The following is a 25,268-nucleotide window of genomic DNA, read 5'->3' on the forward strand; positions in this document are numbered from 1 at the left end:
ATATGATCAGGCAAACCGGCTTAATTTTTTTATTAATAGCATTCCTTTTTTCACCCGTATGCCTGCGGGCAGAAGAGGAGAATGCTGGTACCATCAGGGGAAAAGTGGTAACCACAGATGGTAAGCCAGCCAGCGATGTAGTCATCGTTTTACAGGAAATCAATGAAACCGTTATATCAGAAACGGATGGATCTTTTGTATTTAGCCGTATTAAACCGGGTAGCTATCACCTCACGGTAACCCTGATGGGTTATACCCCGATAGAAGAACAGGTAGTGGTAAATGCCGGGAAAACCACCAATATCAGGTTGCAGCTGGCCGTTACCAGCAAAGCCCTTAAAGAAGTGGTGGTAACCGGTAACCATAATAAACTCATCAGAACATCCAGCTACGATGTGGCAAAAATGCCGCTGAAAAACCTGGAAAACCCGCAGGTATACAGCACCATCACAAAAGATCTCTTACAGCAACAGGTAATTTTTTCGGTGGATGATGCACTGAAAAATGCCCCCGGTCTTACCCGCATGTGGGACGCCACCGGCAGAGGCGGCGATGGTGGCGGTTATTATAACCTCCGTGGCTTTATTACGCAGAGTAAACTGCGTAATGGCCTGGCAGGTAATGTGACCGCTAAAATTGATGCGTATAACCTGGAACAGGTAGAAGTCATCAAAGGACCATCTGCTACGTTGTTTGGTAACAGCCTCACTTCCTACGGCGGCCTCATTAACCGCGTTACTAAAAAGCCTTACGACCATTTCGGCGGAGATGTTACCTATGCGATAGGCAGCTACGGCTTTAACCGCATTAGCGCAGATGTAAACACGCCGTTGGACAAGGAAAAGGATGTATTGCTGAGAATCAATACCGCTTACAACTACGAAGACAGCTGGCAGGATTATGGCTTTAACAAGAATTTTTCCTTTGCGCCCAGCTTGTCCTACCGGGTTAATGACCGTTTGTCATTCCTCTTCGACGCGGAATACTCCACCGGGCAGAATACCGGTCTGGGTGTGTTTTTCTTCCCTTATATGCAGCCAATAGCAGACCTGGGTACCAACCGCGCGGATGAGCTGAAGATAGATTATAAACGCGCTTACGTTAAGAATGACCTGTACCAGACTTCCCGTAATACCAATATTTTCGGGCAGATGAAGTACAAGTTGTCTGACCAGTGGACCATGAGCACCAACATCAGTTCTACCAACAGCTTTTCAGACGGTCCTTCTCCCTATTTTTATCTCCTGTCTGATGCCGCAGCTACCGGGGTAGCCGGCGCCAAAGGAAGTAACTATATTTCACGCAACGACCAGTTTACGGATAACAGCAGAGACGGGATCCTGGAAATACAACAGAACTTCAATGGAGATTTCAGGATCGGCAGCCTGAGAAACCGTTTCGTAGGCGGATTGGATTACTTCCATCATAATGCCAACCAGTTCTTCGGTGGCGGCACTTATGATACCATTCCTTCTCACGGCGATATTCCAACGTATTCCAATTTCAACCGCCGTAACATGGATACCTTGTATGCCAACCACGGCCTGGCATTTACTTTCCCAATCAGGAATCTTACGAATACCTACAGCGCATACATATCGGATATGTTAAACCTGACCGACAACCTGATGATCATGGCTGCTCTCCGCGTGGATTATTTTGATAATAAAGGCAGCTACAATGATGTTAAAGGCATTTATGAAGGAGGTTATAACCAAACGGCTTTCTCTCCAAAACTGGGAATCGTGTATGAACCTTTAAAAGACCGGATCTCCATATTCGGTAACTATCAGAACGGTTTTACCAACCAGGTGGGTACGAGTGCTGCGGGTAAAGCGTTTAAGCCGGAACAGGCCAACCAGCTGGAAGGCGGCGTGAAGTTACAGTTGTTAAATGGCCGTATCAACAGTACGCTCAGTTACTACAATATCAAAGTAAAAGATGTACTTCGTCCGGATTTGGCGAACCCCAATTTTTCTGTACAGGATGGAACGCAGGTGAGCAAAGGGTTTGAGGCAGAAGTAATTGCGAATCCTTTCCAGGGCTTTAACATTGTGGCTGGTTTTGCCTACAATGATTCCAAATATGAAGCAGCAGCCAAAGATGTGGAAGGAATGCGTCCCGGCACTGCTGGTGCGCCTTCTGTAGCTAACCTCTGGCTCAGTTATCGTATATCCGCCGGCGTAGCCGATGGTCTTGGTTTTGGATTTGGTGGTAATTATGCCAGTGATAATAAGATAGTGAACGACAGAACAGTCGGCACTTTTATATTACCATCGTACACCGTGTTAAACGGCAGCATTTTCTACGATCAGCCCCGTTTCCGGGTGGCGGTTAAAATGGATAACATTACCGATAAGCACTACTGGATCGGTTATACTACTGTGAATCCGCAGAAGCTGAGAAGTTTTACCGGAAGTTTGTCGTTTAAGTTTTAATAAAAAAGAAGCCTGGGCTGTATATCATCACAGTTCAGGCTTTTCGTTTATGCCGCTACGCCGGCGCGATTATCTCCCTGTATTTCGTAGTGTTGAATGCGTAGTTTTTTACGATAATATACAAAGACGACAGTAGCCACGGCGCCCGCCAACCCCGCTACAAATACCGTTAACCTCGGACCAATAAAATGCGCCAGCAGGCCGGTGAGCAAACTACCCACAGGAATGATCCCCTGGAAAGCCATGATATAATAACTGATGGCCCTTGCGCGCATGGTGGGTATGGCATGCGTTTGAATATAAGTGTTAATAGACGACGTTTGTGCCATCATACCCACACCGGAAAGCGCCATAAATACCAGTGCCAGCGGCAGCCACCCCGACAGGGACAATAGTAACACGCTCAATGAAAAAATAAGGCTGGCCGTAACCAGGATCTTTACCAGGTCTTTTCCCGGTTTGAGTTTCGCCATGTAAATGGCGGACGCGATAGAACCAAGACCGGCAGCGCTTTCAAACCAGCTGAATGTTTTGGCGTCGCCGTTGAAAATATCTTTGGCAAATACCGGCATCAGGGTATTAAAAGGGATCACAAACAGGCTGCTGGCTGAAAGCATCAGCAGGAGGGACGACAGGTCCTTATCGCCCGCGATATAATGAAAACCTTCCTTCAGTTCGGCCCAGATGCTCTGGTCGGACCGGAGAACGGGCGGCAGCACAATTTTCATCATCCACAAAGAAATCAGCACCGGCACATAGCTCAGGAAATTGCTCACAAAGCAGATGTCTTCCCCGAAAGTACTCAGGATTATCCCTGCCAGCGCAGGTCCCGCGATCCGGGCAAAGTTGGCCATCGTGGAATTGAGCGCAATGGCGTTGGGAAGGTCTTCTCTTTTTTCTACCATTTCCACCATCAGCGACTGGCGGCAGGTAACGTCAAAGGCATTGATAACGCCTTGTATCAGCGACAGGAAAATGATGCCTGGTATATTGTAGTAACGCAGCAGGATCATGAGCGCCAGCGCGCCTGCCTGCAGCATGGAAATGATCTGGGTGATCATCAGGATCCGGTACCGGTTATGCCGGTCGATATAACTACCTGCGTACGGCGACAGGAGCAGGGAAGGAATTAAACTTACAAAGCTCACCACGCCCAGCAGCACTGCGGAGTTAGTGAGACGGTATACCAGCCAGCATACGGCTGTTTTTTGCATCCAGGTACCTATGAGTGAAACTGATTGTCCGTAGAAGAATAACCGGAAATTCCGGGATTTTAAAGCACGAAAAGCATCCATCTGAAAATCATATTTAGGGTATTGATCCGTTATTAAACTGGTGCAAATTTCGGTAAGAGAAGTATATTTGTGAAATAGATTGTTTTAATGATATCTATTGATAAAAACGATTAATGCATGGAACTCCGTCAACTGATGTATTTCGTGAAGGCCGCAGAAATGGCGCATTTTACAGAAGCGGCAGCGGCGTTGTATATTACCCAGTCTACGTTATCGCAGCAAATCAAGCAGTTGGAAAATGAACTGGGCATGTTGTTGTTCGACCGGATCGGCAAGCATGTTCATCTTACAGAAGCAGGCGGGGTTTTCCTGCTGCATGCCCGCCAGATCCTGCTCGATGTAGAGAAAGGCAAACAGGCCATCCAGGATCTGCAGAATATGCTGAGCGGCGAATTACGTATAGGCGTTACGTATGCCTTTACTTCGTTCCTGTTGCCGGCGCTGGCTACTTTCCCGGTGAAGTATCCAGGCATCAAAATATACGTGGAATACGGCACCACCGAGCAGCTGGAAAACAAGCTGCGGGCGTCTGAGCTGGACCTGGTGCTGGCTTTTCACCAGGAAGCTTTTTACAAAGACCTGGAAACGCGGGAGCTGTTCCGCTCCAGGATTGTGGTGGCGGTGTCTAAAAAGAATAAGCTGGCCGGATTAAAAAAGATCAACCTGCAAAGTTTGAATGGCATGGACCTGATCTTTGCTTCGCGTGGTTTCAGCGCGCGTGATTCGCTGGATGAGATATTACAGAAGAATAAAATTCAGCCTGCGGTAAAGATTGAAATGAATGATGTGCATTCTATTTTATCGCTGGTAGAGAAGGGGCATTGGGCCACTTTACTCAATGAAAGAGCGTTGCTGGGATGGAAAAACCTGGTGGCCATTCCTATTGAAGGGAAAGAGTTGCAGCGGAGGGCGTACATTATCTGGCAGAAGGAAACTTATCACAAAAAGGCGGCAGATCTGTTTATAAAAGAATTACTGAAGGAGTTGCCGTCTGCGGGGAAGTAGTGCCATATGGCACTCAGCAGCAGCGCATGGCTGCCGCCGGGTGGCCACAAGTAAGGGGTTATTGTGCGGTTCGCAATTCTGCGATATTGCATTTATAATATTTTTCAAACTCCGTTGACAGTTCTTCCCAGCCGCTATATTGGGTGAGGCTGGCAATATGGGTGAGTGTATGGTTTGTTTCGATGAGCATTTTAAATACAAAGGCCATTTTCTCCTGCAGGATGAGTTCTTCCACGGTGATGAGGAATTCCTGTTCAAATGGCGCTTCCAGGAACTCCGGCGCTACGCCAAACCTGTCGCAGAGTGCTTCTTTGTCGGTCACTTCCGCCGGATGATGAATAATATAACCGGCTATTTCCCGCAGCTTCTCCCGGTAGTGTTCCATCAGCATCAATGAGGGAGGACCTTGCAGGTAACGGAGATAGGTAGCGTAAAAGTCGATGGCATTGCGCCGGAAGAAAACATCAGCAGCCTCGCCTACTGCTTTAAAGCTCCGGATCCGGTGCATGATCTGGTAGTTGACTTCATTCAGATGATAGGGTGGCGCTTTTTTCACGGGCTGTTTATCTACGGTTGGTTCTTTCAGGTTCAGCACTTTGAACAGGGGAAATTCAGCCACTAAATATTTTACCAGCGGGAGGTGAAGGTTTACGTGAAAGCTGATCACAAATTCCTTTTCTGTAACCAGGGTAGCGGTATCGGTAGCCCCACGGTGGACATTCATTTCTCTTTTAGCCAGCTTCATTTTCATGGGGAAAGCGGCTGCGTTTTCAGCAAAACCTGAAATGCCAACGGCTAAACAGGCTTTGTCTGGCGCTACAGTGGTGAGTTCCACGCCCTGTTTCAGATGAATAAGGTGGTAATGAACAGATAACTCGTTGAGTTGAATCTGCTGATCCATGATCACCCCGTTTTCATCAATATCAGTAAAGCATTTGGCATTAGGGATCAGTTGGGACTGCAGGTAGCCGGGCACCTGTTCATACGTTGTGCAAACTCTTTTCCCCGGATTGATCAGCAGGTACTTGGTTTCTGGTTGATTCATGGTTATTTTCCTTTGATATTGCCTATTATTTGAAATGCAGTGTACTGTCTGCGGTAAAATAATAATCAGTACCTGTGGTAGCTTTGATCCCTTCCAGGAAGAAGCTCATAGGTGTACTTTTATCCAGCAGACCGGTGAAGGTTCTGCTGGCAAGGTCAGGGTGATCCAGTGAAGCGCGGACGCCATACCACCGGAAAATGGCATTACATATTTCATCCAGGTGGGTATCAGAAAAGCAGTAGAGTCCTTTCTGCCAGCCCAGTTCCACGGTTGCATTAAAAGGTTGTGTATCAAGGGTAGCGGCTTCTTTGTTGAAGATGGCCTGCTGTCCGGGTTTCATGGTAACTGTTTTTTTGCCGGCCTTCATCCGCACCTTTCCTTCTACCAGGGATACTTTCACCAGGCCGCTGTCGTAGCTGTTGATATTAAAACTGGTACCCAATACTTCCACGGTGCTGTTGGGCAGGTGTACGAGGAATGGTTTACCGGCGCGCCGGGCGATATTCAGATAAGCTTCCCCGTTGAGCGTGATCTCCCTGGTGGCGCCTTTGAAGGTAGCCGGGAATTCCATCGTAGTGGCAGCATTGAGCGTAATAACGGAACCATCGGGGAGGGCTACTTCGTAGCTTTTTCCGTGTGGTACTATCAATGCGTGGATCCCTTGCGGAAGATCGTCTGATGAGTTGAGATACAGCGTATTGTTTTTATTGGGAATGGGTTTGCCGCCAATGGTAACACTGCCGGCTGTCTGCGTCAGGTTAATGGTAGGCTGGCCGGTGATTTCCAGCAGTACATCTTTATTGATGGCAGCCACCGGCGCAGGTTTGGGACTGGCGAAAAAGTCCCACTTCCACGCGGAAAATGCAATAATGGCAATCACCGCAGCGGCAGCGGCCCAAGGAAGTAATATGCGGTACAGCGGCCTCTTCTGCTTAAAGTCAATCACCTCCAGCCAGGGGGCAGGAGGGGGCGGGATCTGCATCATGGAAAGTTTTTCCCACTTCTCCCTTACTACTTCATCTTCTTCGATCAGTTCCTCCAGCAATTGGTCATCTGCTGCGGAAATTCTTCCCGCAAGCTTTTCAGTCATTAGCCTGTATATTTCTTCTGCGCTGTTCATGTACACTATTAACCGTTTATTTAATCGGGCGGGGTATTAAAAAAGGATTTTTTTTAAAGATGCCCTTAAAGTTTTCAGCGCGTTGGCTACCTGTTTTTTTACAGTTTCTTCACTGGTGTCCATGAAGGCTGCTATTTCTTTTCGCGTTTTGTGTTCCTGGTAAGCCAGCCGGAATGCCACCGATTGGCGTTCCGGGAGCTGACTGATAGCGGTTTCCAGCTGCTCTTTCAGCTCGTTGGTTTCTAACCTGCTTTGAGGCATGGTGTAGGTTTCAGGCAGCATGATATCCTTTAACCTTTTGTTCCGCGTGGCATCTTTGGCAATTTTATTTAAACAGCGGTTCCGGACGCTGACAAAGAGAAAATTTTTGAGAGAACTGGTAGTACTCAGGTCAATCCGCGCACTCAGGTCCTTTTGCCAGAAATCGACAAAAAAGTCCTGGACAAGCTCCTGGGCCTCTGTTTCGTTTTTTAGAATAGTATATGCAGTCACGTACAGCCATTGACGGTAGCTCTCATAGAAATATTGGAAAGCGGAAACACTGCCCGATTTCAGTTGTGCAAGCAATTCTATATCGTTGATAGATGCACTCATGCTGGGATTTAGTTGATAATCGCAGGCCCGGTGCCGGCTGCTGTTGTCAAATGGTTACTGATACGCGGTAAAGGAAAATACGTCAGACAGGCAGAAACAGCATGGCTATTTCAAGCAATGAGGAAAAACTACCCGTAAAACAACTGATTTTAATACAATAACATGCACACTACAGAATATATTCGATCAGGGGGGATGGCCGGATTTGTAATAAGAAGTAAAGTTTGTTAATGAATTGTTATTCCATTATTTCTAGAAGCTGTCTCAGGTGTTTGAAAACAGGGAAGGGTAGCGGGAAATCGCGGGTTATTTCGTGCAGACTGCACAAAATAACCCGCAGTAACTATTTCTTTTTGGCGCCCCTTTTCTTGGGTTTGCCATATTTCAGCATCATCTTTTCTTTGTGGGTCACCTTTTTGTTGGTCTTCATATTTTTGGCCAGCTTCTGGTGAAAGGCCGGGCCTACATCTTCCCGCTTGGGCGCTTTTACCAGCGTATTCCGCATATGTATCTTCGGTTTTTCATCTTCCGTTAATACATCAGAAATTACCAGGTCTTCGGGTAATGGCTGCACCGGGATGGCATAGTTCATCAGGCTTTCAATCCGTGCGAGGTCTTCTGTTTCCGCATCTTTGGTAAACAGGATCGAAATTCCTTTTTTATCTGCCCTGCCGGTTCTGCCTATACGGTGAATATAGTTTTCCGGTACCTCCGGTGTATCAAAGTTGATCACATGGGTAACTTCGGCGATATCAAGTCCGCGGGCAATGATATCCGTGGCAATCAGGAAACGGTATTCGTTCTGCTGAAATTTGCGGACGGTATTAAAACGATGATTCTGTTCCTTGTTGGAGTGAATGATACCAACCTGGCCGGGGAATTCTTTCTCCAGCTGCTCATGCAGATCATCCGCCAGTTGCTTGGTGGCGGCGAAAATGAGGGTTTTGGTCATGCTCTTATCGTCCGTGATCAGCATTTCCAGCAGGTTCACCTTCGTGTAAAAGTTAGGAACCCGGTACACGATCTGGTCGATATTTTCAAGCGGGGTACCGGTGGGTGCGGCTTCTATTCTTACCGGGTTATTAAAATGTGTTTCAATCATTTTCTCCACGTCTTCCGTAATGGTGGCAGAAAACATCAGGTTCTGCCGCTTCTGGGGCAGCAGGTCCATAATATTTCTTAACTGCGTCCGGAAACCGAGGTTCAGCATTTCATCTACCTCATCAATGATCAAACGCTTTACCAGCTTCACTTTTAATGCTCCGCTGAGGATAACGTCATACAGGCGACCCGGGGTAGCCACCAGGATATCCAGTTTGTCCTGCACGGCCTCCATCTGGGGATTCATATTCACGCCGCCATAAATGCCCAGCACCGATACGTTCATGTAGGTGGTGAGCTTTTTAACGGCTTCCACCACCTGTACTACCAGCTCCCTGGTAGGCACAATGATCAGCACCGTGGGATATTTCTCTTTCGAAAATTTAAACTGCCGTAAGGTGGGCAACAGGTAAGCGAAGGTTTTACCGGTACCTGTTTGCGCAATTCCGCACACATCCTGTCCGGACATGATAACGGAAAAGGCGCGCTGTTGTATGGTGGTAGGTCTTTTATAACCTAATTCGTCTATCGCGTTTAATAATGGGGTGTTCAGGTTTAAATCACCAAAAGTCATGATACTACTATAATATGAACGGCAAAGGTAAAGAATTACCAATTATGGATTTGTCCTTTGTAATTCTTATTTCAATACATTAGCATAAAAAAAGCTATGAAAAACCTCCACATACCGGCTATTTGTGTACACGCATATGGAGGCCCTGAGCAGTTGCAACTGCAGGAAGTGCCCGTTCCGGTGCCGGCAAAAGACCAGGTATTAATCAAAGTAGTGGCCAGTGGCGTAAATCCTATCGACTGGAAAATAAGGGAGGGTTTTATGAAACATCCTTTGCCTTATATACCGGGTGTGGAAGCTTCCGGTATTGTTACCGCTGTGGGAGAAGGCGTATTTGGCAAGAAAATAGGCGACGAAGTATATGGTTCAGTAGATGGTTCTTATGCCACCTACGCTATTTCAACGGCGGAGTTGCTGTTCCGCAAACCACCCGGCGTATCTTTTGAAGAAGCCGCTACAATGGCAGGGGCCAGAACAGCCTGGGGCGCACTGTTTGATGTAGCCGGCCTCGTAAAGGGACAACGCATCCTCATACATGCAGGAGCAGGCGGGGTAGGGCATTTTGCCGTACAACTGGCGTTTAATGCCGGCGCCTACGTGATTGCAACGGCCAGTGAGGAGAATCTCGACTTCGTTACCTCGCTCGGCGCCAATGAAGTGATTGATTATAATGCAGCGCCTTTTGAAACCCAGGTGGCGCCGGTGGATATTGTATTTGATACCGTTGGGGGAGATGTCACGGAAAGATCGCTGGCTGTGCTCAAACCGGAAGGACTATTGCTATGTATCGTGCAAATGCCTGACGCTGAAAAGGTGGCAGCAGCTGGCGTGCGCGCGTTATGGGGCGGTACCAAAACGCTGGCATCCATGCAGGAGGTGCATAAGCTGCTGGATAAAGGATTGATCCAACCCTACGTCCGCAAAGTGTTTCACTCCCTGTCGGAAGCCGCCGCGGCACAGGAATACAGCAAACATGGCGGTAGCGGAAGAGGGAAAATAGTACTGAAGATATCTGAAGGATAAGCAGTTATTTGCCGAGTATTTTTTTCCGGTGCTGGATGCCCCATTTCTGCAGGGCAATAATTACACTGTCCAGCGTGGCTGCATAAGGCGTTAAGGTATATTCTACTGATACCGGCTGCGTATCATACACGGTTCGCTTTACCAGCTTATGCGTTTCCAGGTCTTTCAGCTCTTTGGAAAGCACTTTCGACGTTATTTTCGGAATACTGCGCTCTATATCACGGAAACGTTTATGTCCGCGGGAAACAGCTATAATAATGGGCAGTTTCCATTTTCCGCTGATCACATCCAGCGCATCTCTTACCGGCATAATTACTTTATGGCAATCAGTATGAGCGCTGTTTTCTGTTTCTGGCCGGCCGCAATCAATTGTGAGTTCTTCTGTTTTCATCTGCATACAGTTGGTTACCTTTTGTAAAGCACTTACTTTCGGGAAACTGGTTACTTTTTGATAGCAAATATATTAACTTTGTTGGTAGAACCTAAATTAAAAATGATGAAAGTAGAAATATGGTCAGATATCATGTGCCCGTTTTGCTATATCGGCAAACGGAGATTTGAAGCAGCACTGGAGAAATTTCCGGGGAAAGATGATATTACCGTGGAATGGAAAAGCTTTCAGCTGAATCCTTCCCTTAAATCCCAGCCCGGAAAGGACGTATACGACTATGTAGCAGAAATGAAAGGACAGTCGCGCGAATGGTCGTTAACCGTACACGACCAACTGGCAGGAACTGCCCGCGAAGCTGGTCTTACCTATAACTTTGATAAAGCCGTTATCGCTAATTCTTTTGACGCCCACCGCCTTATTCAGCTGGCCAAACAACAGGGCCTCGGCGACGCCGCAGAAGAACGTCTGTTTTACGCCTATTTTACCGAAGGTAAAGATGTGAGCAATCATGCCACCCTGCTGGAACTGGGCGTGGAAATCGGGCTGGATAAAGCCGCTGTGGAATCCGTACTGGAAACTTCAGAAATGGCAGCAGCAGTGAATAAAGATGTGGATGAAGCACAGCAGCTGGGAATCAGGGGCGTACCGTTTTTTGTACTGGACCGAAAATACGGTGTGTCCGGCGCACAACCGGTAGAAGCATTCACACAAACCCTGGAACAGGCTTTTGCAGAATGGAAAAGCACGCAACCGGTAAATACACTCGATACCTTATCCGGCCAGGTTTGTACACCAGACGGAGATTGCCAATAGTTTGATTTTTTATAAGGGAGTTGGCTGGTTAGCAGGAATGTTGGCCGGCCAATTTTTTTCCCTCCCCAACTGTTAACACCATCCAAACACGATCATCCTGATTCATAATTTTCCTCACTTTTCTTCTTAGCTTTACACCTCAAATATCCATTTATGGCGCTTCTGAAAAGAATAAACCCTTTTTCCAGGCAAAACGACGACACCGGTTTCGGTACCAATGCAAATGGCTATGGCGGCCGGTTTATTAACCGCGACGGAAGCTTTAACATACGCCGCGAAGGACGTTCGTTTATGCAACGTTTTAATATTTATCACGCCCTATTAAGTGTTCCCGCCTGGCAGTTCGCCCTGGTGATCCTGCTATTTTATTTCTCCATAAACCTGCTCTATACAGGCATTTACTGGTGGATAGGCACAGAAGGATTTCAGGGAATCATCGGTAAAACCAGCTGGGAAAAATTTAAAGAAGTATTCTTTTTCAGTACGGAAACCTTTACCACCGTGGGTTATGGCCGCGTTAACCCGGTGGGCGACGGTGTAAACTTCGTGGCAGCCATTGAAGCCATGACGGGCTTCCTCTCTTTTGCGGTGGCTACCGGTCTTATCTATGGCCGCTTTTCAAAACCACGCGCACACCTGTTGTTCAGTGATCATGCACTGATTGCTCCTTACAAGGATAAAACAGCCCTGATGTTCCGCTTTGCTTCTTACAAAGAAAATCATACCCTCACCAACGTGGAAGTACTGGTAACAACGGGTTTCCAGGTGCAGGAAAACGGGGAGGCGGTATATAAGTTTTACAACCTGGCATTGGAGCGAAGTAAAATTGAAACGCTGTCTATGAACTGGACGGTGGTGCATCCTATTGATGAAAACAGTCCGTTTCTGGGGTTCACTGCGCAGGACATGGAAGTGGCCGATGCAGAGCTATATGTAACCGTAAGGGGCTTTAATGATGTGTACTCCAATACGGTATTGCAGCGCACCTCTTACACTTACCAGGAAATTATTTACAACAGGAAATTTGTGCCGATGTACCGGGAAAGCGATAACGGGAAAACAACCGTGCTGGAGCTGCACCATCTGAACAAAACAAAAACAGTGGAATAGTTTATACCCGGATGCAGTGATGATCACTGCATCCGGGTAATATCATCAGTCTTTACGGGAAATCAGCAATAATCCCAGGAAAGTAAACAGCCCGTTGATGATCAACAGTTCCAGCCCTATCTGGAATTTACCAAAAATGTGCGTCTGGTACACATCTACTACCAGGCAAAGCAATGGCGCAGCCACACAAATCACGGGCACCAGTGCATCATGCACTTTGCGTTTGGTTAAAATGCCAAAAGCAAAAAGCCCGAGCAGCGGTCCATACGTATAAGTAGCCACTTTCAGGATCACGCCTATCATGCTCTGGTTATTCACCCATTCAAATACCATTACAAAAAGCAGGAAGATAAATGCCATCATCAGGTGAATACGCTGACGGTATTTTTTCTTTTCTGCTTCGGTCCAGTCGGTACGTTTTTGCATATCGAGGATGTCGATGCAGAGGGAAGAGGTGAGGGCTGTCATAGCACCGTCCGCACTGGGAAACAATGCAGAGATAAGCGCAATGATAAAGATTACGGAAATCACCGGCGGCATATGATGCAATGCCAGTTCCGGGAATAATTTATCGCCGGTGGCAGTTACCTGTTGCTGTGCGCCATATAAATGAAGTAAACCTCCCAGGAAGAGGAACAGGCCAATAACGATTACCATAATAAAAGCCAGCGACACCATGTTCTTCTTCGAGTCTTTTAAAGTTTTTACAGAGATGTTTTTCTGCATCATCTCCTGGTCAAGACCGGTCATAGTGATGGTGATGAAGGCGCCCGCCACAATCTGTTTTATGAAAAAGAGCTTGTCATTCGGATCGGTATTAAAGATCTTTGTCAGCCCCCTTTCACCCATGGCCGTAAAACTTTCTCCCAAACTAAGGTTCATGGTATGCAGGATATATCCTACGCAAATTACCAGCCCGGCCAGCATACAGGTAGTTTGCAGGGTATCGGTATATACAATTGTTTTTACGCCGCCCTCATACGTGTACAGCAATATCATAAATAAGATGATGATAGTGGTTAGCCAGAAAGGCACGCCAAAACTGGAGAGGATGGCATCCTGCAAAATCCTCACTACCAGGTATAGTCTTGCGGTTGCCCCCAGCGTACGGGAGAGGATAAAGAAGGAGGCGCCGGTTTTATAGGCACTTCTTCCAAAGCGGCTGTCGAGGTAATTATAGATAGATGTTAATTGCAGCCGGTAATAAAGCGGTATCAATACATAGGCAATGGTAATGTACCCGATAAAATACCCCAGGGTGATCTGCATATAGGAAAAGGCGTCGCGCCCAACGGCGCCTGGCACACTTACAAAGGTAACCCCGCTCAGTGAGGTGCCTATCATTCCAAAGGCCACCAGCATCCAGTTACTGTTGCGGTTACCGATGAAAAAGGAGTCGTTGTTGGAATTGCGGCCCGTATACCAGGCTACCACCAGCAGGATGACGAAGTAGGCAATGACGAATGAGAATAATAATCCTGGAGACATAAATCAAATTTAATCAAGATACTACTTTCCCGCTAAAGGCGCAAAAGAGCGAAAACGCAAATATAATATCTTCCGGACTTCACCGTGGATGGAAATTCCGCTACTGATTTTTTGACGTGGATCAATTTTCAGGGAAAAGGTTAGGGGCATCTTTGCGTCATCAAAAAAAACAATATGTCTGATTTAACAATGAAAGCCCCGCCGGTGGCGGAACAGCTGTTGCCCGGTTCATGGGGCGTGAAGGCGGCAGTAACCGGTATCGCCCTGATCCTTTTTATGGTAAACCTCGATACCAGTATCGTCATCGTGGGATTGCCGGTATTAATAGCACAACTCCATGCATCTTTTGCGTCGGCCCAATGGGTAGTGCTTAGCTATATGTTATTGCTCACCGCACTGATTGCAGGGGCTGGCCGCCTGGGAGATATTTTTGGCAAGAAGAAATTATATCTCGCCGGTATTGCGCTGTTCACGGTGGCTTCACTGGGTTGCGGCATTGCGCCGGGAATCGGTACCCTTATTGTGTGCAGGGGCTTACAGGGTGTTGGCGCGGCCTTCTGCCTCTCGCTGAGTTTCGCTATTGCCGGCGATATGGTACCAAAAGCCCGGCTGGGCAAAACAATGGGCTGGCTTACCATGATGGTGCCACTGGGCATCGCTTCCGGCCCCACCTGCGGCGGCATCCTCATTTCCACGCTGGGATGGCAGTCGATGTTCCTGGTAAATATTCCCATCGGCGTAGTGGCGTATACGTTAGTACGCAGGCATATACCGGTGGTGGCGAAGGCGGCGCCGCAGCGAACCGACTGGACCGGCATGATCCTCCTGGCAGGCGTACTGGTTTGTTATTGTATGGGTATGACCTTTATGGAAGATAAAGGCCCGCTGAGCCAGCCGGTATTGTTGTTGCTGGCAGGGTTCGCAGCCGGACTGGTGTTATTTATAAGATATGAAAAGAAAGTACCGCAACCATTTCTGCAACTGCAGCTGTTCCGCAATTCCCTGCTCAGTGCCAGCCTGCTGGCGGCCTGGCTGGTGTATACGGTGATCATGGCCACCGTAGTGCTGTTGCCCTTTTACCTGGTAAATGAAGGACATTACACATCATTACAAACCGGGTTGCTGATGTCTTTTGGTCCGTTGGTAACCGCGGTGCTGAGTGTATTTGCGGGCAAGGCCGCGGACCGGTTCCATGCCCGTAAGGTAATGCTGGCAGGCGTACTGGTAATGGTGGCCGGTTGCCTGGCCATGAGCAGCCTTAGCACCGGACAGGGGATCTTTGGTTTCTTGTGGCGCATTGGGCTGATCCAGCTGGGACTCACTTTTTTCCAAACACCCAATAACACGGCCGTGATGGAACTGGCAGCGCCGGAGCAACGCGGACTGATGAGCGGGTTGTTATCGCTGGCACGCACCACCGGCCATATAACGGGAACGGCTGTACTGGGAGCTGTGTTCGCGCTCCTGGTCAAAAGCGGCACTATCACACACGCCATCTCGGTTGTATTCCTGGTGGCGGCCGTGCTGGTGGCAGTCGCTGCTTTATTGATATATTTGGTGCTGAGAACACAAGGACGCCGTAATAACGCCTGATCATGTACGAACAATTATCCGCTTTTATACTCAGTAAAATCAGTGTTACCGACGCACAACTCGGCGTAATACTATCACACTTCAAACCGTTGCAGGCCGGCCGTAACCAGCTGCTGCTAACGGAAGGAGAGGTAGCCAGGAATATCTTTTTTGTTGCCGGCGGCTGTATACGGATTTATTTCATTGATGAAAACGGGCAGGAAGCCACCCGCTACCTGGCTTTTGAAAATAATTTTGCCTGCGGCCTGATGAGCTTTATTGCACAGCAAACCTCCCACGAATTTATACAGGCAGTATTGCCTTCCCAGTTGTTGTCCATTTCCCGCAACGATTTTTATTACCTGCTGGATATAATTCCCTCCTGGGAGAAATTTTACAGGAGCTACCTCGAAAATGCCTATGTAATCAATACGGGCCGGCTGATGTCTTTCATCACGCAAAGCGCCGGTGAACGGTATCGCCGGCTGCTGGACGAAAGCCCCCATATCGTGCAACGCCTGCCCAATAAACTGGTGGCATCTTACTTAAATATCTCGCAGGAAACCCTCAGCCGCCTGAAATCAAAACGCTGATATTACCCATCGCAATCCCTTCTTTTAAATACTTGACAAAGGCAAATAATAAATTTGCTTTTGTCAAGTATTTATTTACTTTTGTCTGGAAAACAAGTAAGTATGACTGTCGAATCTCCGGTTGTAGGTGATATCCGTCGCTTTAACCGTTTCTATACCGGCATGATCGGGCTATTGAACCAGCACATCCTGGACAGCAACCTGTCGCTGTCTGAAGTAAGGGTTTTATTTGAAATAGGGCAGCTTGGAAAATGCACGGCGGGCCAATTAATAGCCATCCTGAAAATTGACGGTGGGTATCTCAGCCGCCTGCTGAAAAAGTTTGAGAAGAACGGGTGGCTGAACAGGCAGCAGTCTACCGCCGACGGACGTACGTTTTTTCTTTATCTCAGCGCCGCCGGTAAAAAAATGCTGGCCGGCCTGGAAGATAAATCTAACCGGGAAATTCAACAGATCACCGGTCATCTCTCCGAAAAACAACAATACCAGGTGGCCGGCGCCATGAAAACCATTGAACAGGTATTATCTGCGCAACCGGGCGAACAAACTTCGGATATCCATATCCGTTATAATCTCCAGCCGGGGGATGTAGGATACCTTATCTACCTGCACGGGCAATTGTATGCGAAGGAATCAGGATATAACCTGGAGTTTGAGGCATATGTTTGTAAGACGTTCTATGAATTTCTCCCCACCTATAATCCGGCCAAAGACAGGATGTTTCTTGCTACCGTAAACGATCAGATTGTGGGTTCTGTAGCCATCCTGGGATCTTCCCGCCACCTGGCGCAGTTGCGCTGGTTCCTCATCCATCCCGATTTTAGGGGTAAAGGTCTTGGCAAGAAACTATTACAGGAAGCATTGGCCTTCTGTAAAGAAAAACATTACCAGAAAGTATACCTGATGACTACCAGCATGCAGGAAACCGCCATTGCCCTGTACAAGAATGCCGGCTTTCGCAAAACGGGCGAAAAATACCTGCAACTGTGGGGGCAGCAGCTGTATGAACAGCGTTACGACATGGATTTATTTTAAGCTTGCCATCAGGCATATTTGTGCAGCAGTACGATCTGCCCCAGGTGATACGCATCATGCTCAGCCAGCCCCTGCAGGTAATAAATGGCCTTATGTTCGGTTCCCGGAAAGGTGTCAAACAGCTCTTTCTCCGGGAATTTGCGGATGGTAGCGGCCATCAGCTCAAAAGAATGCGCCAGCCGGTGTTTGGTTGCCTCCCAGTTTTCTTCCCCGTGGTTTTCCGGCATATAAAAATCAGGCAGATCCCCGTCCTGCTCCGGCGCCTCATTGTGCATGTATCGCTGCACCCGCTGGTGCCAGAAAATCACATGGTTAACAATCTCCCAGGTATTATTGGATTCTCCGAAAGATTTTACCGCCTGTTGCGCATCAATACGCGAAAGATGCTCCTGGAAGGTAACATCAATCCAGGGCGCGCCATTGTAAAGATTTTCAAGCGATACGGCTAAATGCTCCAGTAATAAAGACATACAATAGGATTTTTATTTTAAAAGATATCCGGCGCCAAACACCGGTAGCCTTCCCGTTATTCGTAATTTACTGAATTCTTTCCCTTATTTTTAAAGAATATAAAAACCATCGTTATGGATCAGCAGCAACTGGAAACCAACAAAAATGAAGATGCTATGCGGATGGCAATCAGCACCATGAAACAACGCCTGGGCGTAATAGAACAGGGCGGAGGAAAGAAAAGCCTGGAGAAAGTGAGACAAAGAGGTAAGCTCACTGCCAGGGAACGCATTCAATACCTCATCGATAAAGACACCCCCTTTACCGAAATCGGCGCATTTGCCGCCTACGACATGTACGAAGAATATGGCGGATGCCCCGCAGCAGGTACCGTAGGAGGAATCGGGTATGTAAGCGGCCGCCAATGTATGATTGTGGCCAACGACATGACCGTAAAGGCAGGGGCCTGGTTCCCCATGACCGGTAAAAAGAACCTGCGCCTCCAGGAAATCGCTATGGAAAACAGGCTGCCGGTCATCTACCTGGTAGACAGTGCCGGCGTATTCCTGCCCATGCAGGATGAAATATTCCCCGACAAAGAACACTTTGGCCGCATCTTCCGCAACAACGCCCGCATGAGCGCAATGGGCATCACGCAAATCGCTGCAGTAATGGGCAGTTGCGTGGCCGGTGGCGCTTACCTGCCTATCATGAGCGATGAAGTGCTCATGGTGGAAGGCAACGGCTCCATCTTCCTCGCCGGACCTTACCTCGTAAAGGCCGCCATCGGGGAAGACGTAGATGCGGAAACGTTAGGAGGCGCCGTTACACATACAGAGATCTCCGGCATCGCCGATTATAAATTCAAATCTGATGAGGAGTGCCTCGATCAGATCAAACGCATTGTAAGCAAACTTGGTCATACCGGCAATGCTGGCTTCGACAGGATTGAACCGCAGCCACCGGCAAAGCCTGCCGATGAACTGGACAGTGTGCTGCCGGCCGACAGCTCCCGGCCCTATGATATGCTGGACATCATTGACCGCATTGTAGATGCCAACACACTCGACCAATACAAACAGGACTACGGCAAAAGCATCATCTGCGGCTACGCCCGCATCGATGGCTGGGCGGTAGGCATCGTTGCCAATCAACGTAAAATTGTAAAAAGCAAAAAAGGCGAAATGCAAATGGGGGGCGTTATCTACAACGACAGCGCCGATAAAGCAGCCCGCTTCATCATGAACTGTAACCAGAAAAAAATTCCCCTCGTATTTCTCCAGGATGTAACAGGATTCATGGTAGGCAGCAGAAGCGAACACGCCGGTATTATCAAAGACGGCGCAAAACTGGTGAATGCCGTGGCCAACTCCGTGGTGCCAAAAATCACCATCATCATTGGTAATTCCTATGGCGCCGGCAACTACGCCATGTGTGGTAAAGCCTATGATCCCCGCTTTATATATGCCTGGCCATCCGCTAAAATTGCGGTGATGGGAGGAGAGCAGGCCGCCAAAACATTATTGCAGATCCAGGTGGCTTCTCTCAAAGCAAAAGGACAGGTGATCACACCCGAAGAAGAAGCCCGCCTGCTGAAAGAAATTACCGATAAATATTACGCGCAGACGACTCCCTACTACGCCGCTTCCAGGTTGTGGGTAGACGATATCATTGATCCCGCCGATACCCGGATAAGAATTGCAGAAGGTATTAAAGCAGCCAACAACGCACCGGTGGAACAGCCTTTTAATGTAGGCGTATTCCAGGTGTAAAGAACGGAGGGGAAAGTGTTCGATCCCCTCCGCACTTTTCCTTATCTTCGCGCTTCTCTAAAATTGAACATGGCTGAACTGGTAGTATATACAGATGGTGCATCCCGCGGTAATCCCGGTCCGGGTGGGTATGGCGTAGTACTCATATGGGGAAACGTCCGGAAAGAATTATCACAGGGCTACCGTAAAACCACCAATAACAGGATGGAACTGCTGGCCGTTATTGTTGCGCTGGAAGCACTGAAGAAGGATGGATTAACAGTAACCGTTTTTACAGACAGCAAATATGTAGTGGATAGTATTGAGAAAGGATGGCTATGGGGCTGGGTGAAAATTAATTTTAAAGACAAAAAAAATAAAGACCTCTGGCTGCGTTTTATACCATTGTATAAAAGACACCAGGTAAAAATGCAATGGGTGAAAGGCCACGCCAGCAACCCTTTCAACAACCGCTGTGATGAACTGGCTACAGAAGCGGCCGACAGTGGCAACTGGCTGATTGATGAAGGTTTTGAAAAAGGATTGGCCTAAAGAATAACACTTGCCCTGAACCAACCGGTGATCATAATTGTAGTATAAGCGCAATCTTAAATTCCAATTATGCTCCCCTGGTTGATAAACACGTTACAGAAATACCCCGAAATAGCGGTGATGCTAACCCTCCTGACCGGCTTCCTGGTTGGTAAGGTGCATATAAAAGGTTTTACCCTCGGTACCGTTACCGGTGTGCTGTTGGTGGGGATTGCCATCGGCAGCTTTCACATCAGTATTCCTTCAGAAACAAAATCTATTTTCTTTCTCTTCTTTTTATTTTGTACCGGCTATGGTATCGGTCCGCAGTTTTTCCAGGGACTTAAAAAAGATGGATTGCCACTGGCGTTGTTTTCATTTATAGTATGCTGCAGCAGTTTGTTATTTTGCTGGGGGCTGGCTTCCCTGCTGCGTTTTGAAACAGGTACTACCGCAGGGCTAATGTCCGGCGCTAATACCTGCTCTGCTATTATCGGCGTGGCGTCAAATACCATCAATGAACTCAATATTACAGACGATGAAAAAAATACGCTCATCAACCAGATCCCGGTGGCGTATGCGGTTACCTATATTTTTGGTACCGCCGGTACCAGCTGGTTCCTTTCTGTAATAGGCCCGTGGTTTATGTCTGGCAGCCGTGCAAAGCTGATAGAGAAAACAAAGGAGCTGGAAGAAAAAATAACAGATCCAGGTGCTGAAGAAGAGGAGAATGTTACCAACGCCTACGACCAGGTAGCCTTCCGCGCTTATCTTGTTAACCCGGAACTTACCGGTGATGGTAAAACCATCCGTGAATTAGAAGACATCTTTCATGATAAGAAAAGACATCTCTACATCCTGCGCATCAGAAGAGAAGGAAAGCTGATGGAAGCTTCCCCTGATTTTATAATTAAGCCGGGAGATATTATTGCGGTGGGTGGCCAGCGTGCGGCGGCCATTGCGTCAGCATCCCTGTTGGGAAAAGAAGTAGCCGATGAGGAACTGCTCACGTTCCCGGTACAGTCAGTAACCGTGATCATCACCAGCAAAGCCGCCAGCAACAAGCCCCTGAAAGCATTTGCAAAACACCCGGATTTTCATGGTATCAGCGTGCGTAAAATTTTACGCGCCGGTATCGAGATGCCGCTGCACGCATCTACCGTGATACAAAAAGGCGATGTGGTAGAACTGGTGGGTATCCAGGAAGACCTGGACAAGGCCATTGCCATCATTGGTTATAAGGAAAGGGGCGGCGTGGAAACAGATATTGTTTACCTCGCAGCCGGCATTGTGGCGGGTACTTTATTTGGCAGTTTGAGCGCACATATCAGCAACGTTCCTGTGGAGTTGAGTACCAGTGGCGGCGCCCTGATCGCAGGGCTGGTATTCGGCTGGATGCGCGGTATCCATCCACGGTTCGGTTACATCCCGGCTGCATCACAATGGGTGCTTACCAAACTGGGACTGCATGTATTTATCGCCATCGTTGGACTGAGCGCCAGTGAAGGATTTTTGCAGGGACTGAAAGAAGAAGGTGTCACACTTTTCCTGGCTGGTGTAGTGCTAAGCCTGCTGCCAATGATGCTGGCGCTGTTCCTGGCAAAGTATGTATTTAAATTTCATCCGGCTATTGGTCTTGGCGCCTGCGCCGGCGCGCATGATGAATCCGCGCCGCTGCTGGCAGTACAGGATGCTATCAACAGCAAAGTGCCCGCACTGGGATATACCGTGGCATATGCAGTAGCTAATATTACACTCACCACTTCAGGCGTTATCATCGTGCTGCTGATGCACAGAGGCAGTTGATGTTCTCCGCTCATCACATTTTTTAACAATGAAACCCGCGTCTGTACTGAAAATCTATTCTGATGAAAAATCTTTTCTTCAACATTTTTAACAATTCTTTTGTTTTTAATTATGAAAGCATATAGCTTTGCGTCCCATTAGTCTATAGGAATTATAGGATAATTGAACGGAATGAATTTAAAGATTTGCTTATGGAGAAGATTACCCAACCATATTGTTTATGCAACTATTGTTGTTGCCATCATTAAAAATCAGCAATAAATATTTGTCTGCTTAACCACAGCAGGTTACAACGATCAATAACTGTTTCCGGAACTCCGTCTGTACCGGCGTTAAAAAACAATGGGATACAATGCTGCAATGCCTGTTCAATAACAGACAGGGATAGGTATTGCCAGGAAAAACCAGATCACTGCAAAACTCTCAACATTTTACTATGTTACAACGACTACTTCTCTTTCTACTGCTCATTGGACCCGTGGCAGTATTTGCACAAACACGTACGGTGACCGGTCGTGTTTATTCCGCGAAAGATAATTCGCCCTTACCAGGCGCCTCGGTGGTAATTAAAGGAACCACCAACGGCGTGGTGAGTGATCCTGAAGGTAACTTCAGGATCCAGGTAACTGATCCTGCCGCCACCACGCTCGTGATCCGCTTCATCGGCCTGGAACAACAGGAAGTACCTATCAGCACATCCCCCATCAATATTTCACTCCGTTCTTTAGGGAAAGATATTGATGAAATTGTAGTAGTAGCCTATGGTACTGCTAAAAGGAGTTCCTATACCGGTTCTGTTTCGCAGATCAAAAGCGATGAACTGGTAAACAGGCAGGTATCCAGCGTTACCAAAGCATTACAGGGCCTCGCAGCTGGTGTGCAAAGTACGTCTACCAGTGGTCAGCCGGGTTCCGATGCTACCATCCGTATCCGCGGTATTGGTTCCATCAACGCATCCGCTGATCCGTTATACGTGGTAGACGGAGTGCCTTACGGAGGTAGCCTGAATGCACTCAATCCTTACGACATAGAATCCATCAGCGTTCTGAAAGATGCTGCTTCCAGCGCGCTGTACGGCTCCCGTGGCGCCAACGGTGTGATCATCATCACCACCAAAAAAGGAAAGAAACAGGGAAGTAATATAGACGTTCGCGTTAGTCAGGGTTTTTCAAAAAGAGCAGTGGATAATTACGACCGGGTAAGCACCGATCAGTATTTTGAAATGTACTGGGAAGCCATCCGCAATGGTGGTCTTACCAGCGGCTTATCACCCGCTACTGCCGCCGCCCAGGCCAGCAGCAACCTCGTAAGAAGGGTAGGGATTAACCCCTATGGCACCGCTTTCCCGCAGCCGGTAGGCACCGACGGGAAACTGGTAGCAGGCGCTAAAGCCCTGTGGAACGATAACTGGGACGATGCCATGCAAAGAACCGGGAAACGTACCGAAGCAGATGTAGCACTCAGCGGTGCTACCGAAAAATCAAGATACTATGTTTCCGGGGGATACCTGAACGACCAGGGTATTTATCTCGCTTCCGGTTTCAAACGTTATAACCTCCGCAGCAATATTGATATTGATGCCAAGAAATGGTTAAAGGTAGGACTGAACCTGAATGGTACGCACTCCGAACAGGATGCGCCTCCTTCGGAAGACAGTCGCTCTGATAACTACGTAAACTACGGCCGCCTGATGTCAAATTTCTATCCTATTTATGAGCGCGACCGGTCCACCGGCGCCTATATCCTGGATGCCAACGGCAATAAGATCTTTGACTACGGCAGCTACCGTCCCAGTGCTGCAAACACCAACACCAACCTGGTGGCTACCTCCGCTATCGATAAACACCGCCTCACCCGCGATGATTTATCTGCCCGTTTGTATGGCGAAGCCACTATCTGGCGCGGACTTAAATTCAAATCAAGTTATAACGCCGATTATACCGCCAAACAACAATACGACTACACCAACCCTAATCTGGGCTTTGATGCAGAAGTAGGCGGAACCATAGAACGGTTGAATACCCGCGTGTTCAGCTGGACATTCAACAACATCTTCACCTACGAAGAAACATTTAATGAAAAGCATCACCTGAACCTGCTGGCAGGCCAGGAAGCCTACAAATACACCACTACCTTTTTGGATGGTCAGAAATCCGGCTTCTCCCTGCCTGGACTGGAAGAACTCTCGGATGCCTCTCTCATCACGGGTTTGCAGGGATATACCGATACTTACACCCTCTCCAGTTTCCTGGGCAGGGCTGAATATGACTACGTAGGAAAATACTTTTTATCTGCTTCCCTTCGCCGCGACGGATCTTCCCGTTTCGCACCCAATCACCGCTGGGGTACCTTCTGGTCTGTAGGCGGTTCCTGGAAATTAACAGAAGAAGATTTTCTTAAAAACAATTCCTGGCTTAACCTGCTCACACTCCGCGCCAGCTACGGCGGACAGGGGAACGATAACCTCGGGGACGATGCATTCTACAACTACTACCCGTTGCTGAACGTAAACAGTAACCTCGGTGAAGGTGGTACCTACCGCCGCCAGGTATACAACCCGAACCTGCAATGGGAAACCAACCTGAACTTAAATATTGGTGTTGACTTCAGTATGTTTGGAAATCGTTTAGGCGGTACCGTAGAATACTTCCAGCGCAAATCACAGGACCTGCTGTATTCCCGTCCTATGGCGCCTTCCGTAGGTTATTCCGCTGTGGATGAGAATATCGGCGCGCTGAAAAATACCGGTGTGGAAGCTTCCATACACGCAGTGCCCGTGAAAACAAAAGAGTTCAGCTGGACCATTGATCTGAACGCCACGCACTATAAGAATAAGATCACCGAGTTACCGCAGAAAGAAATTATCAGCGGTACCAAAAAACTCATGGTAGGTAAATCTATCTATGATTTTTACCTGAGAAAATGGGCTGGCGTAAACCAGGAAACAGGTTTGCCTATGTGGTACGTCGATAATGCAGATGGCACCAAAGGCACTACCGGCACCTATTCCTCCGCTACGCAGTATTACAATGGTTCCTCCCTGCCGGATGTATACGGCGGTTTTACCAATACATTCACCTACAAAGGTTTTTCACTTTCCTTCCTGATGGTGTACAGTCTTGGTGGTAAAGTACTGGACCAGGATTACCTGTTCCTGCTGGGCACAGGTACCTCTGCAGGCCGTCCTTTCAGCACGGAAATGCTGAACCGCTGGACGCCGGACAACAAGATAACGGATGTGCCTAAACTGACTACCGTACAAACCAACTGGACATCCGTATCCGACCGGTTCCTGTATGATGCCAGCTATGCCCGCCTGAAAAGCCTGAACATCAGCTACAACCTTCCCAAATCATTAATGGATAAAGCACATCTTAATAATGTACTGGTATATGTACAGGGAGAAAACCTGTTCACGATCTATAACCACCAGGGGCTGGATCCGGAACAATCGGTAGGAGGTACCACCTACTATCGTTACCCGGCCATTAAATCCATTTCTGCAGGTATTAATCTGAGCTTCTAAAAATTAC

20 protein-coding genes are annotated in these 25,268 nt (G+C 47.9%); 12 read left to right on the forward strand and 8 right to left on the reverse strand.

The genetic code is table 11. The features are described 5' to 3' along the window. Positions 1-2: 2 nt before the first annotated feature. Positions 3-2,438: a TonB-dependent receptor gene (locus tag V7S65_RS07430; protein ID WP_336388667.1), complete on the forward strand. Its 2,436-nt coding sequence runs from the start codon at positions 3-5 to the stop codon at positions 2,436-2,438. Between the two features lie 47 nt (positions 2,439-2,485). Here the strand turns inward: V7S65_RS07430 and V7S65_RS07435 are convergent, their stop codons facing one another. Further along, positions 2,486-3,733, reverse strand: a complete 1,248-nt coding sequence (locus V7S65_RS07435) for an MFS transporter (RefSeq protein ID WP_336388666.1) — start codon at positions 3,731-3,733, stop codon at positions 2,486-2,488. A gap of 117 nt (positions 3,734-3,850) precedes the next feature. Here V7S65_RS07435 and V7S65_RS07440 point away from each other — a divergent pair, with 117 nt between their 5' ends. Then, complete coding sequence (locus V7S65_RS07440) at positions 3,851-4,738, forward strand: LysR substrate-binding domain-containing protein (protein ID WP_111578068.1); 888 nt, start codon at positions 3,851-3,853, stop codon at positions 4,736-4,738. A 58-nt stretch (positions 4,739-4,796) separates the two neighbouring features. Here V7S65_RS07440 and V7S65_RS07445 read toward each other — a convergent pair whose 3' ends face one another. The 4 genes from V7S65_RS07445 to V7S65_RS07460 form a co-directional block, all read right to left on the reverse strand. After that, positions 4,797-5,783 carry a hypothetical protein gene (locus tag V7S65_RS07445; protein WP_336388665.1) on the reverse strand — a complete coding sequence of 329 codons (987 nt, stop codon included), beginning with the start codon at positions 5,781-5,783 and terminating at the stop codon, positions 4,797-4,799. Positions 5,784-5,808: 25 nt separating this feature from the next. Continuing rightward, entirely contained in the window at positions 5,809-6,873 is a 1,065-nt protein-coding gene (locus V7S65_RS07450) for a FecR family protein (RefSeq protein ID WP_336388664.1), read from the reverse strand. 66 nt (positions 6,874-6,939) lie between these two features. Further along, positions 6,940-7,497, reverse strand: a complete 558-nt coding sequence (locus tag V7S65_RS07455; RefSeq protein WP_079467473.1) for an RNA polymerase sigma factor — start codon at positions 7,495-7,497, stop codon at positions 6,940-6,942. 343 nt (positions 7,498-7,840) lie between these two features. After that, positions 7,841-9,172: a DEAD/DEAH box helicase gene (locus V7S65_RS07460; protein WP_079467472.1), complete on the reverse strand. Its 1,332-nt coding sequence runs from the start codon at positions 9,170-9,172 to the stop codon at positions 7,841-7,843. A gap of 96 nt (positions 9,173-9,268) precedes the next feature. On the opposite strand from V7S65_RS07460, the gene V7S65_RS07465 reads away from it, so the two are divergent. Next, entirely contained in the window at positions 9,269-10,195 is a 927-nt protein-coding gene (locus V7S65_RS07465) for an NADP-dependent oxidoreductase (RefSeq protein WP_111578071.1), read from the forward strand. A 4-nt stretch (positions 10,196-10,199) separates the two neighbouring features. Here the strand turns inward: V7S65_RS07465 and V7S65_RS07470 are convergent, their stop codons facing one another. After that, a complete protein-coding gene (locus V7S65_RS07470; RefSeq protein WP_079469925.1) occupies positions 10,200-10,586 on the reverse strand; it encodes a winged helix-turn-helix transcriptional regulator in 387 nt (128 codons plus the stop codon). Between the two features lie 105 nt (positions 10,587-10,691). On the opposite strand from V7S65_RS07470, the gene V7S65_RS07475 reads away from it, so the two are divergent. After that, positions 10,692-11,399: a DsbA family oxidoreductase gene (locus tag V7S65_RS07475; RefSeq protein ID WP_336388663.1), complete on the forward strand. Its 708-nt coding sequence runs from the start codon at positions 10,692-10,694 to the stop codon at positions 11,397-11,399. A 153-nt stretch (positions 11,400-11,552) separates the two neighbouring features. After that, positions 11,553-12,509 (forward strand): ion channel, encoded by a 957-nt coding sequence (locus V7S65_RS07480; protein WP_079467469.1) that lies wholly within the window; start codon positions 11,553-11,555, stop codon positions 12,507-12,509. Positions 12,510-12,554: 45 nt separating this feature from the next. Here the strand turns inward: V7S65_RS07480 and V7S65_RS07485 are convergent, their stop codons facing one another. Next, positions 12,555-13,997 (reverse strand): sodium:solute symporter, encoded by a 1,443-nt coding sequence (locus V7S65_RS07485; protein WP_336388662.1) that lies wholly within the window; start codon positions 13,995-13,997, stop codon positions 12,555-12,557. Between the two features lie 174 nt (positions 13,998-14,171). Between V7S65_RS07485 and V7S65_RS07490 the strand changes: the two genes are divergently transcribed. The 3 genes from V7S65_RS07490 (at position 14,172) to V7S65_RS07500 (ending at position 17,197) form a co-directional block, all read left to right on the forward strand. Further along, complete coding sequence (locus tag V7S65_RS07490; RefSeq protein WP_336388661.1) at positions 14,172-15,590, forward strand: MFS transporter; 1,419 nt, start codon at positions 14,172-14,174, stop codon at positions 15,588-15,590. Positions 15,591-15,592: 2 nt separating this feature from the next. Beyond that, positions 15,593-16,162 carry a Crp/Fnr family transcriptional regulator gene (locus tag V7S65_RS07495; RefSeq protein ID WP_336388660.1) on the forward strand — a complete coding sequence of 190 codons (570 nt, stop codon included), beginning with the start codon at positions 15,593-15,595 and terminating at the stop codon, positions 16,160-16,162. Positions 16,163-16,264: 102 nt separating this feature from the next. Continuing rightward, positions 16,265-17,197 (forward strand): bifunctional helix-turn-helix transcriptional regulator/GNAT family N-acetyltransferase, encoded by a 933-nt coding sequence (locus tag V7S65_RS07500; protein ID WP_111578076.1) that lies wholly within the window; start codon positions 16,265-16,267, stop codon positions 17,195-17,197. Between the two features lie 8 nt (positions 17,198-17,205). Here V7S65_RS07500 and V7S65_RS07505 read toward each other — a convergent pair whose 3' ends face one another. After that, positions 17,206-17,667 (reverse strand): DinB family protein, encoded by a 462-nt coding sequence (locus V7S65_RS07505; protein WP_336388659.1) that lies wholly within the window; start codon positions 17,665-17,667, stop codon positions 17,206-17,208. A gap of 114 nt (positions 17,668-17,781) precedes the next feature. Between V7S65_RS07505 and V7S65_RS07510 the strand changes: the two genes are divergently transcribed. The 4 genes from V7S65_RS07510 to V7S65_RS07525 all read left to right on the forward strand — a co-directional run bounded on the left by V7S65_RS07510 (position 17,782) and on the right by V7S65_RS07525 (position 25,261). After that, positions 17,782-19,419, forward strand: a complete 1,638-nt coding sequence (locus tag V7S65_RS07510; RefSeq protein ID WP_336388658.1) for an acyl-CoA carboxylase subunit beta — start codon at positions 17,782-17,784, stop codon at positions 19,417-19,419. Between the two features lie 69 nt (positions 19,420-19,488). Continuing rightward, entirely contained in the window at positions 19,489-19,950 is a 462-nt protein-coding gene (gene rnhA / locus V7S65_RS07515) for a ribonuclease HI (protein WP_336388657.1), read from the forward strand. Positions 19,951-20,019: 69 nt separating this feature from the next. Continuing rightward, entirely contained in the window at positions 20,020-21,735 is a 1,716-nt protein-coding gene (gene aspT, locus V7S65_RS07520) for an aspartate-alanine antiporter (protein ID WP_336388656.1), read from the forward strand. Positions 21,736-22,171: 436 nt separating this feature from the next. Then, positions 22,172-25,261: a SusC/RagA family TonB-linked outer membrane protein gene (locus V7S65_RS07525; protein WP_336388655.1), complete on the forward strand. Its 3,090-nt coding sequence runs from the start codon at positions 22,172-22,174 to the stop codon at positions 25,259-25,261. Positions 25,262-25,268: the final 7 nt, after the last annotated feature.

Origin of the sequence: Chitinophaga sp. CCNWYY40 (genome assembly GCF_037483205.1) — a bacterium.
GTDB classification, from domain to species: domain Bacteria; phylum Bacteroidota; class Bacteroidia; order Chitinophagales; family Chitinophagaceae; genus Chitinophaga; species Chitinophaga ginsengisegetis.

What these genes read in the sequence shown, in the direction of transcription:
- V7S65_RS07485 (WP_336388662.1), bottom strand. Translation starts at nt 13,997, where the DNA reads ATGTCTCCAGGATTATTATTCTCATTCGTCATTGCCTACTTCGTCATC.
- V7S65_RS07440 (WP_111578068.1), top strand. Translation starts at nt 3,851, where the DNA reads ATGGAACTCCGTCAACTGATGTATTTCGTGAAGGCCGCAGAAATGGCG.
- V7S65_RS07430 (WP_336388667.1), top strand. Translation starts at nt 3, where the DNA reads ATGATCAGGCAAACCGGCTTAATTTTTTTATTAATAGCATTCCTTTTT.
- V7S65_RS07450 (WP_336388664.1), bottom strand. Translation starts at nt 6,873, where the DNA reads ATGACTGAAAAGCTTGCGGGAAGAATTTCCGCAGCAGATGACCAATTG.
- V7S65_RS07475 (WP_336388663.1), top strand. Translation starts at nt 10,692, where the DNA reads ATGAAAGTAGAAATATGGTCAGATATCATGTGCCCGTTTTGCTATATC.
- V7S65_RS07460 (WP_079467472.1), bottom strand. Translation starts at nt 9,172, where the DNA reads ATGACTTTTGGTGATTTAAACCTGAACACCCCATTATTAAACGCGATA.
- V7S65_RS07495 (WP_336388660.1), top strand. Translation starts at nt 15,593, where the DNA reads ATGTACGAACAATTATCCGCTTTTATACTCAGTAAAATCAGTGTTACC.
- V7S65_RS07490 (WP_336388661.1), top strand. Translation starts at nt 14,172, where the DNA reads ATGTCTGATTTAACAATGAAAGCCCCGCCGGTGGCGGAACAGCTGTTG.
- rnhA (WP_336388657.1), top strand. Translation starts at nt 19,489, where the DNA reads ATGGCTGAACTGGTAGTATATACAGATGGTGCATCCCGCGGTAATCCC.
- V7S65_RS07470 (WP_079469925.1), bottom strand. Translation starts at nt 10,586, where the DNA reads ATGAAAACAGAAGAACTCACAATTGATTGCGGCCGGCCAGAAACAGAA.
- V7S65_RS07455 (WP_079467473.1), bottom strand. Translation starts at nt 7,497, where the DNA reads ATGAGTGCATCTATCAACGATATAGAATTGCTTGCACAACTGAAATCG.
- V7S65_RS07465 (WP_111578071.1), top strand. Translation starts at nt 9,269, where the DNA reads ATGAAAAACCTCCACATACCGGCTATTTGTGTACACGCATATGGAGGC.
- V7S65_RS07480 (WP_079467469.1), top strand. Translation starts at nt 11,553, where the DNA reads ATGGCGCTTCTGAAAAGAATAAACCCTTTTTCCAGGCAAAACGACGAC.
- V7S65_RS07435 (WP_336388666.1), bottom strand. Translation starts at nt 3,733, where the DNA reads ATGGATGCTTTTCGTGCTTTAAAATCCCGGAATTTCCGGTTATTCTTC.
- V7S65_RS07500 (WP_111578076.1), top strand. Translation starts at nt 16,265, where the DNA reads ATGACTGTCGAATCTCCGGTTGTAGGTGATATCCGTCGCTTTAACCGT.
- V7S65_RS07505 (WP_336388659.1), bottom strand. Translation starts at nt 17,667, where the DNA reads ATGTCTTTATTACTGGAGCATTTAGCCGTATCGCTTGAAAATCTTTAC.
- V7S65_RS07445 (WP_336388665.1), bottom strand. Translation starts at nt 5,783, where the DNA reads ATGAATCAACCAGAAACCAAGTACCTGCTGATCAATCCGGGGAAAAGA.
- aspT (WP_336388656.1), top strand. Translation starts at nt 20,020, where the DNA reads ATGCTCCCCTGGTTGATAAACACGTTACAGAAATACCCCGAAATAGCG.
- V7S65_RS07525 (WP_336388655.1), top strand. Translation starts at nt 22,172, where the DNA reads ATGTTACAACGACTACTTCTCTTTCTACTGCTCATTGGACCCGTGGCA.
- V7S65_RS07510 (WP_336388658.1), top strand. Translation starts at nt 17,782, where the DNA reads ATGGATCAGCAGCAACTGGAAACCAACAAAAATGAAGATGCTATGCGG.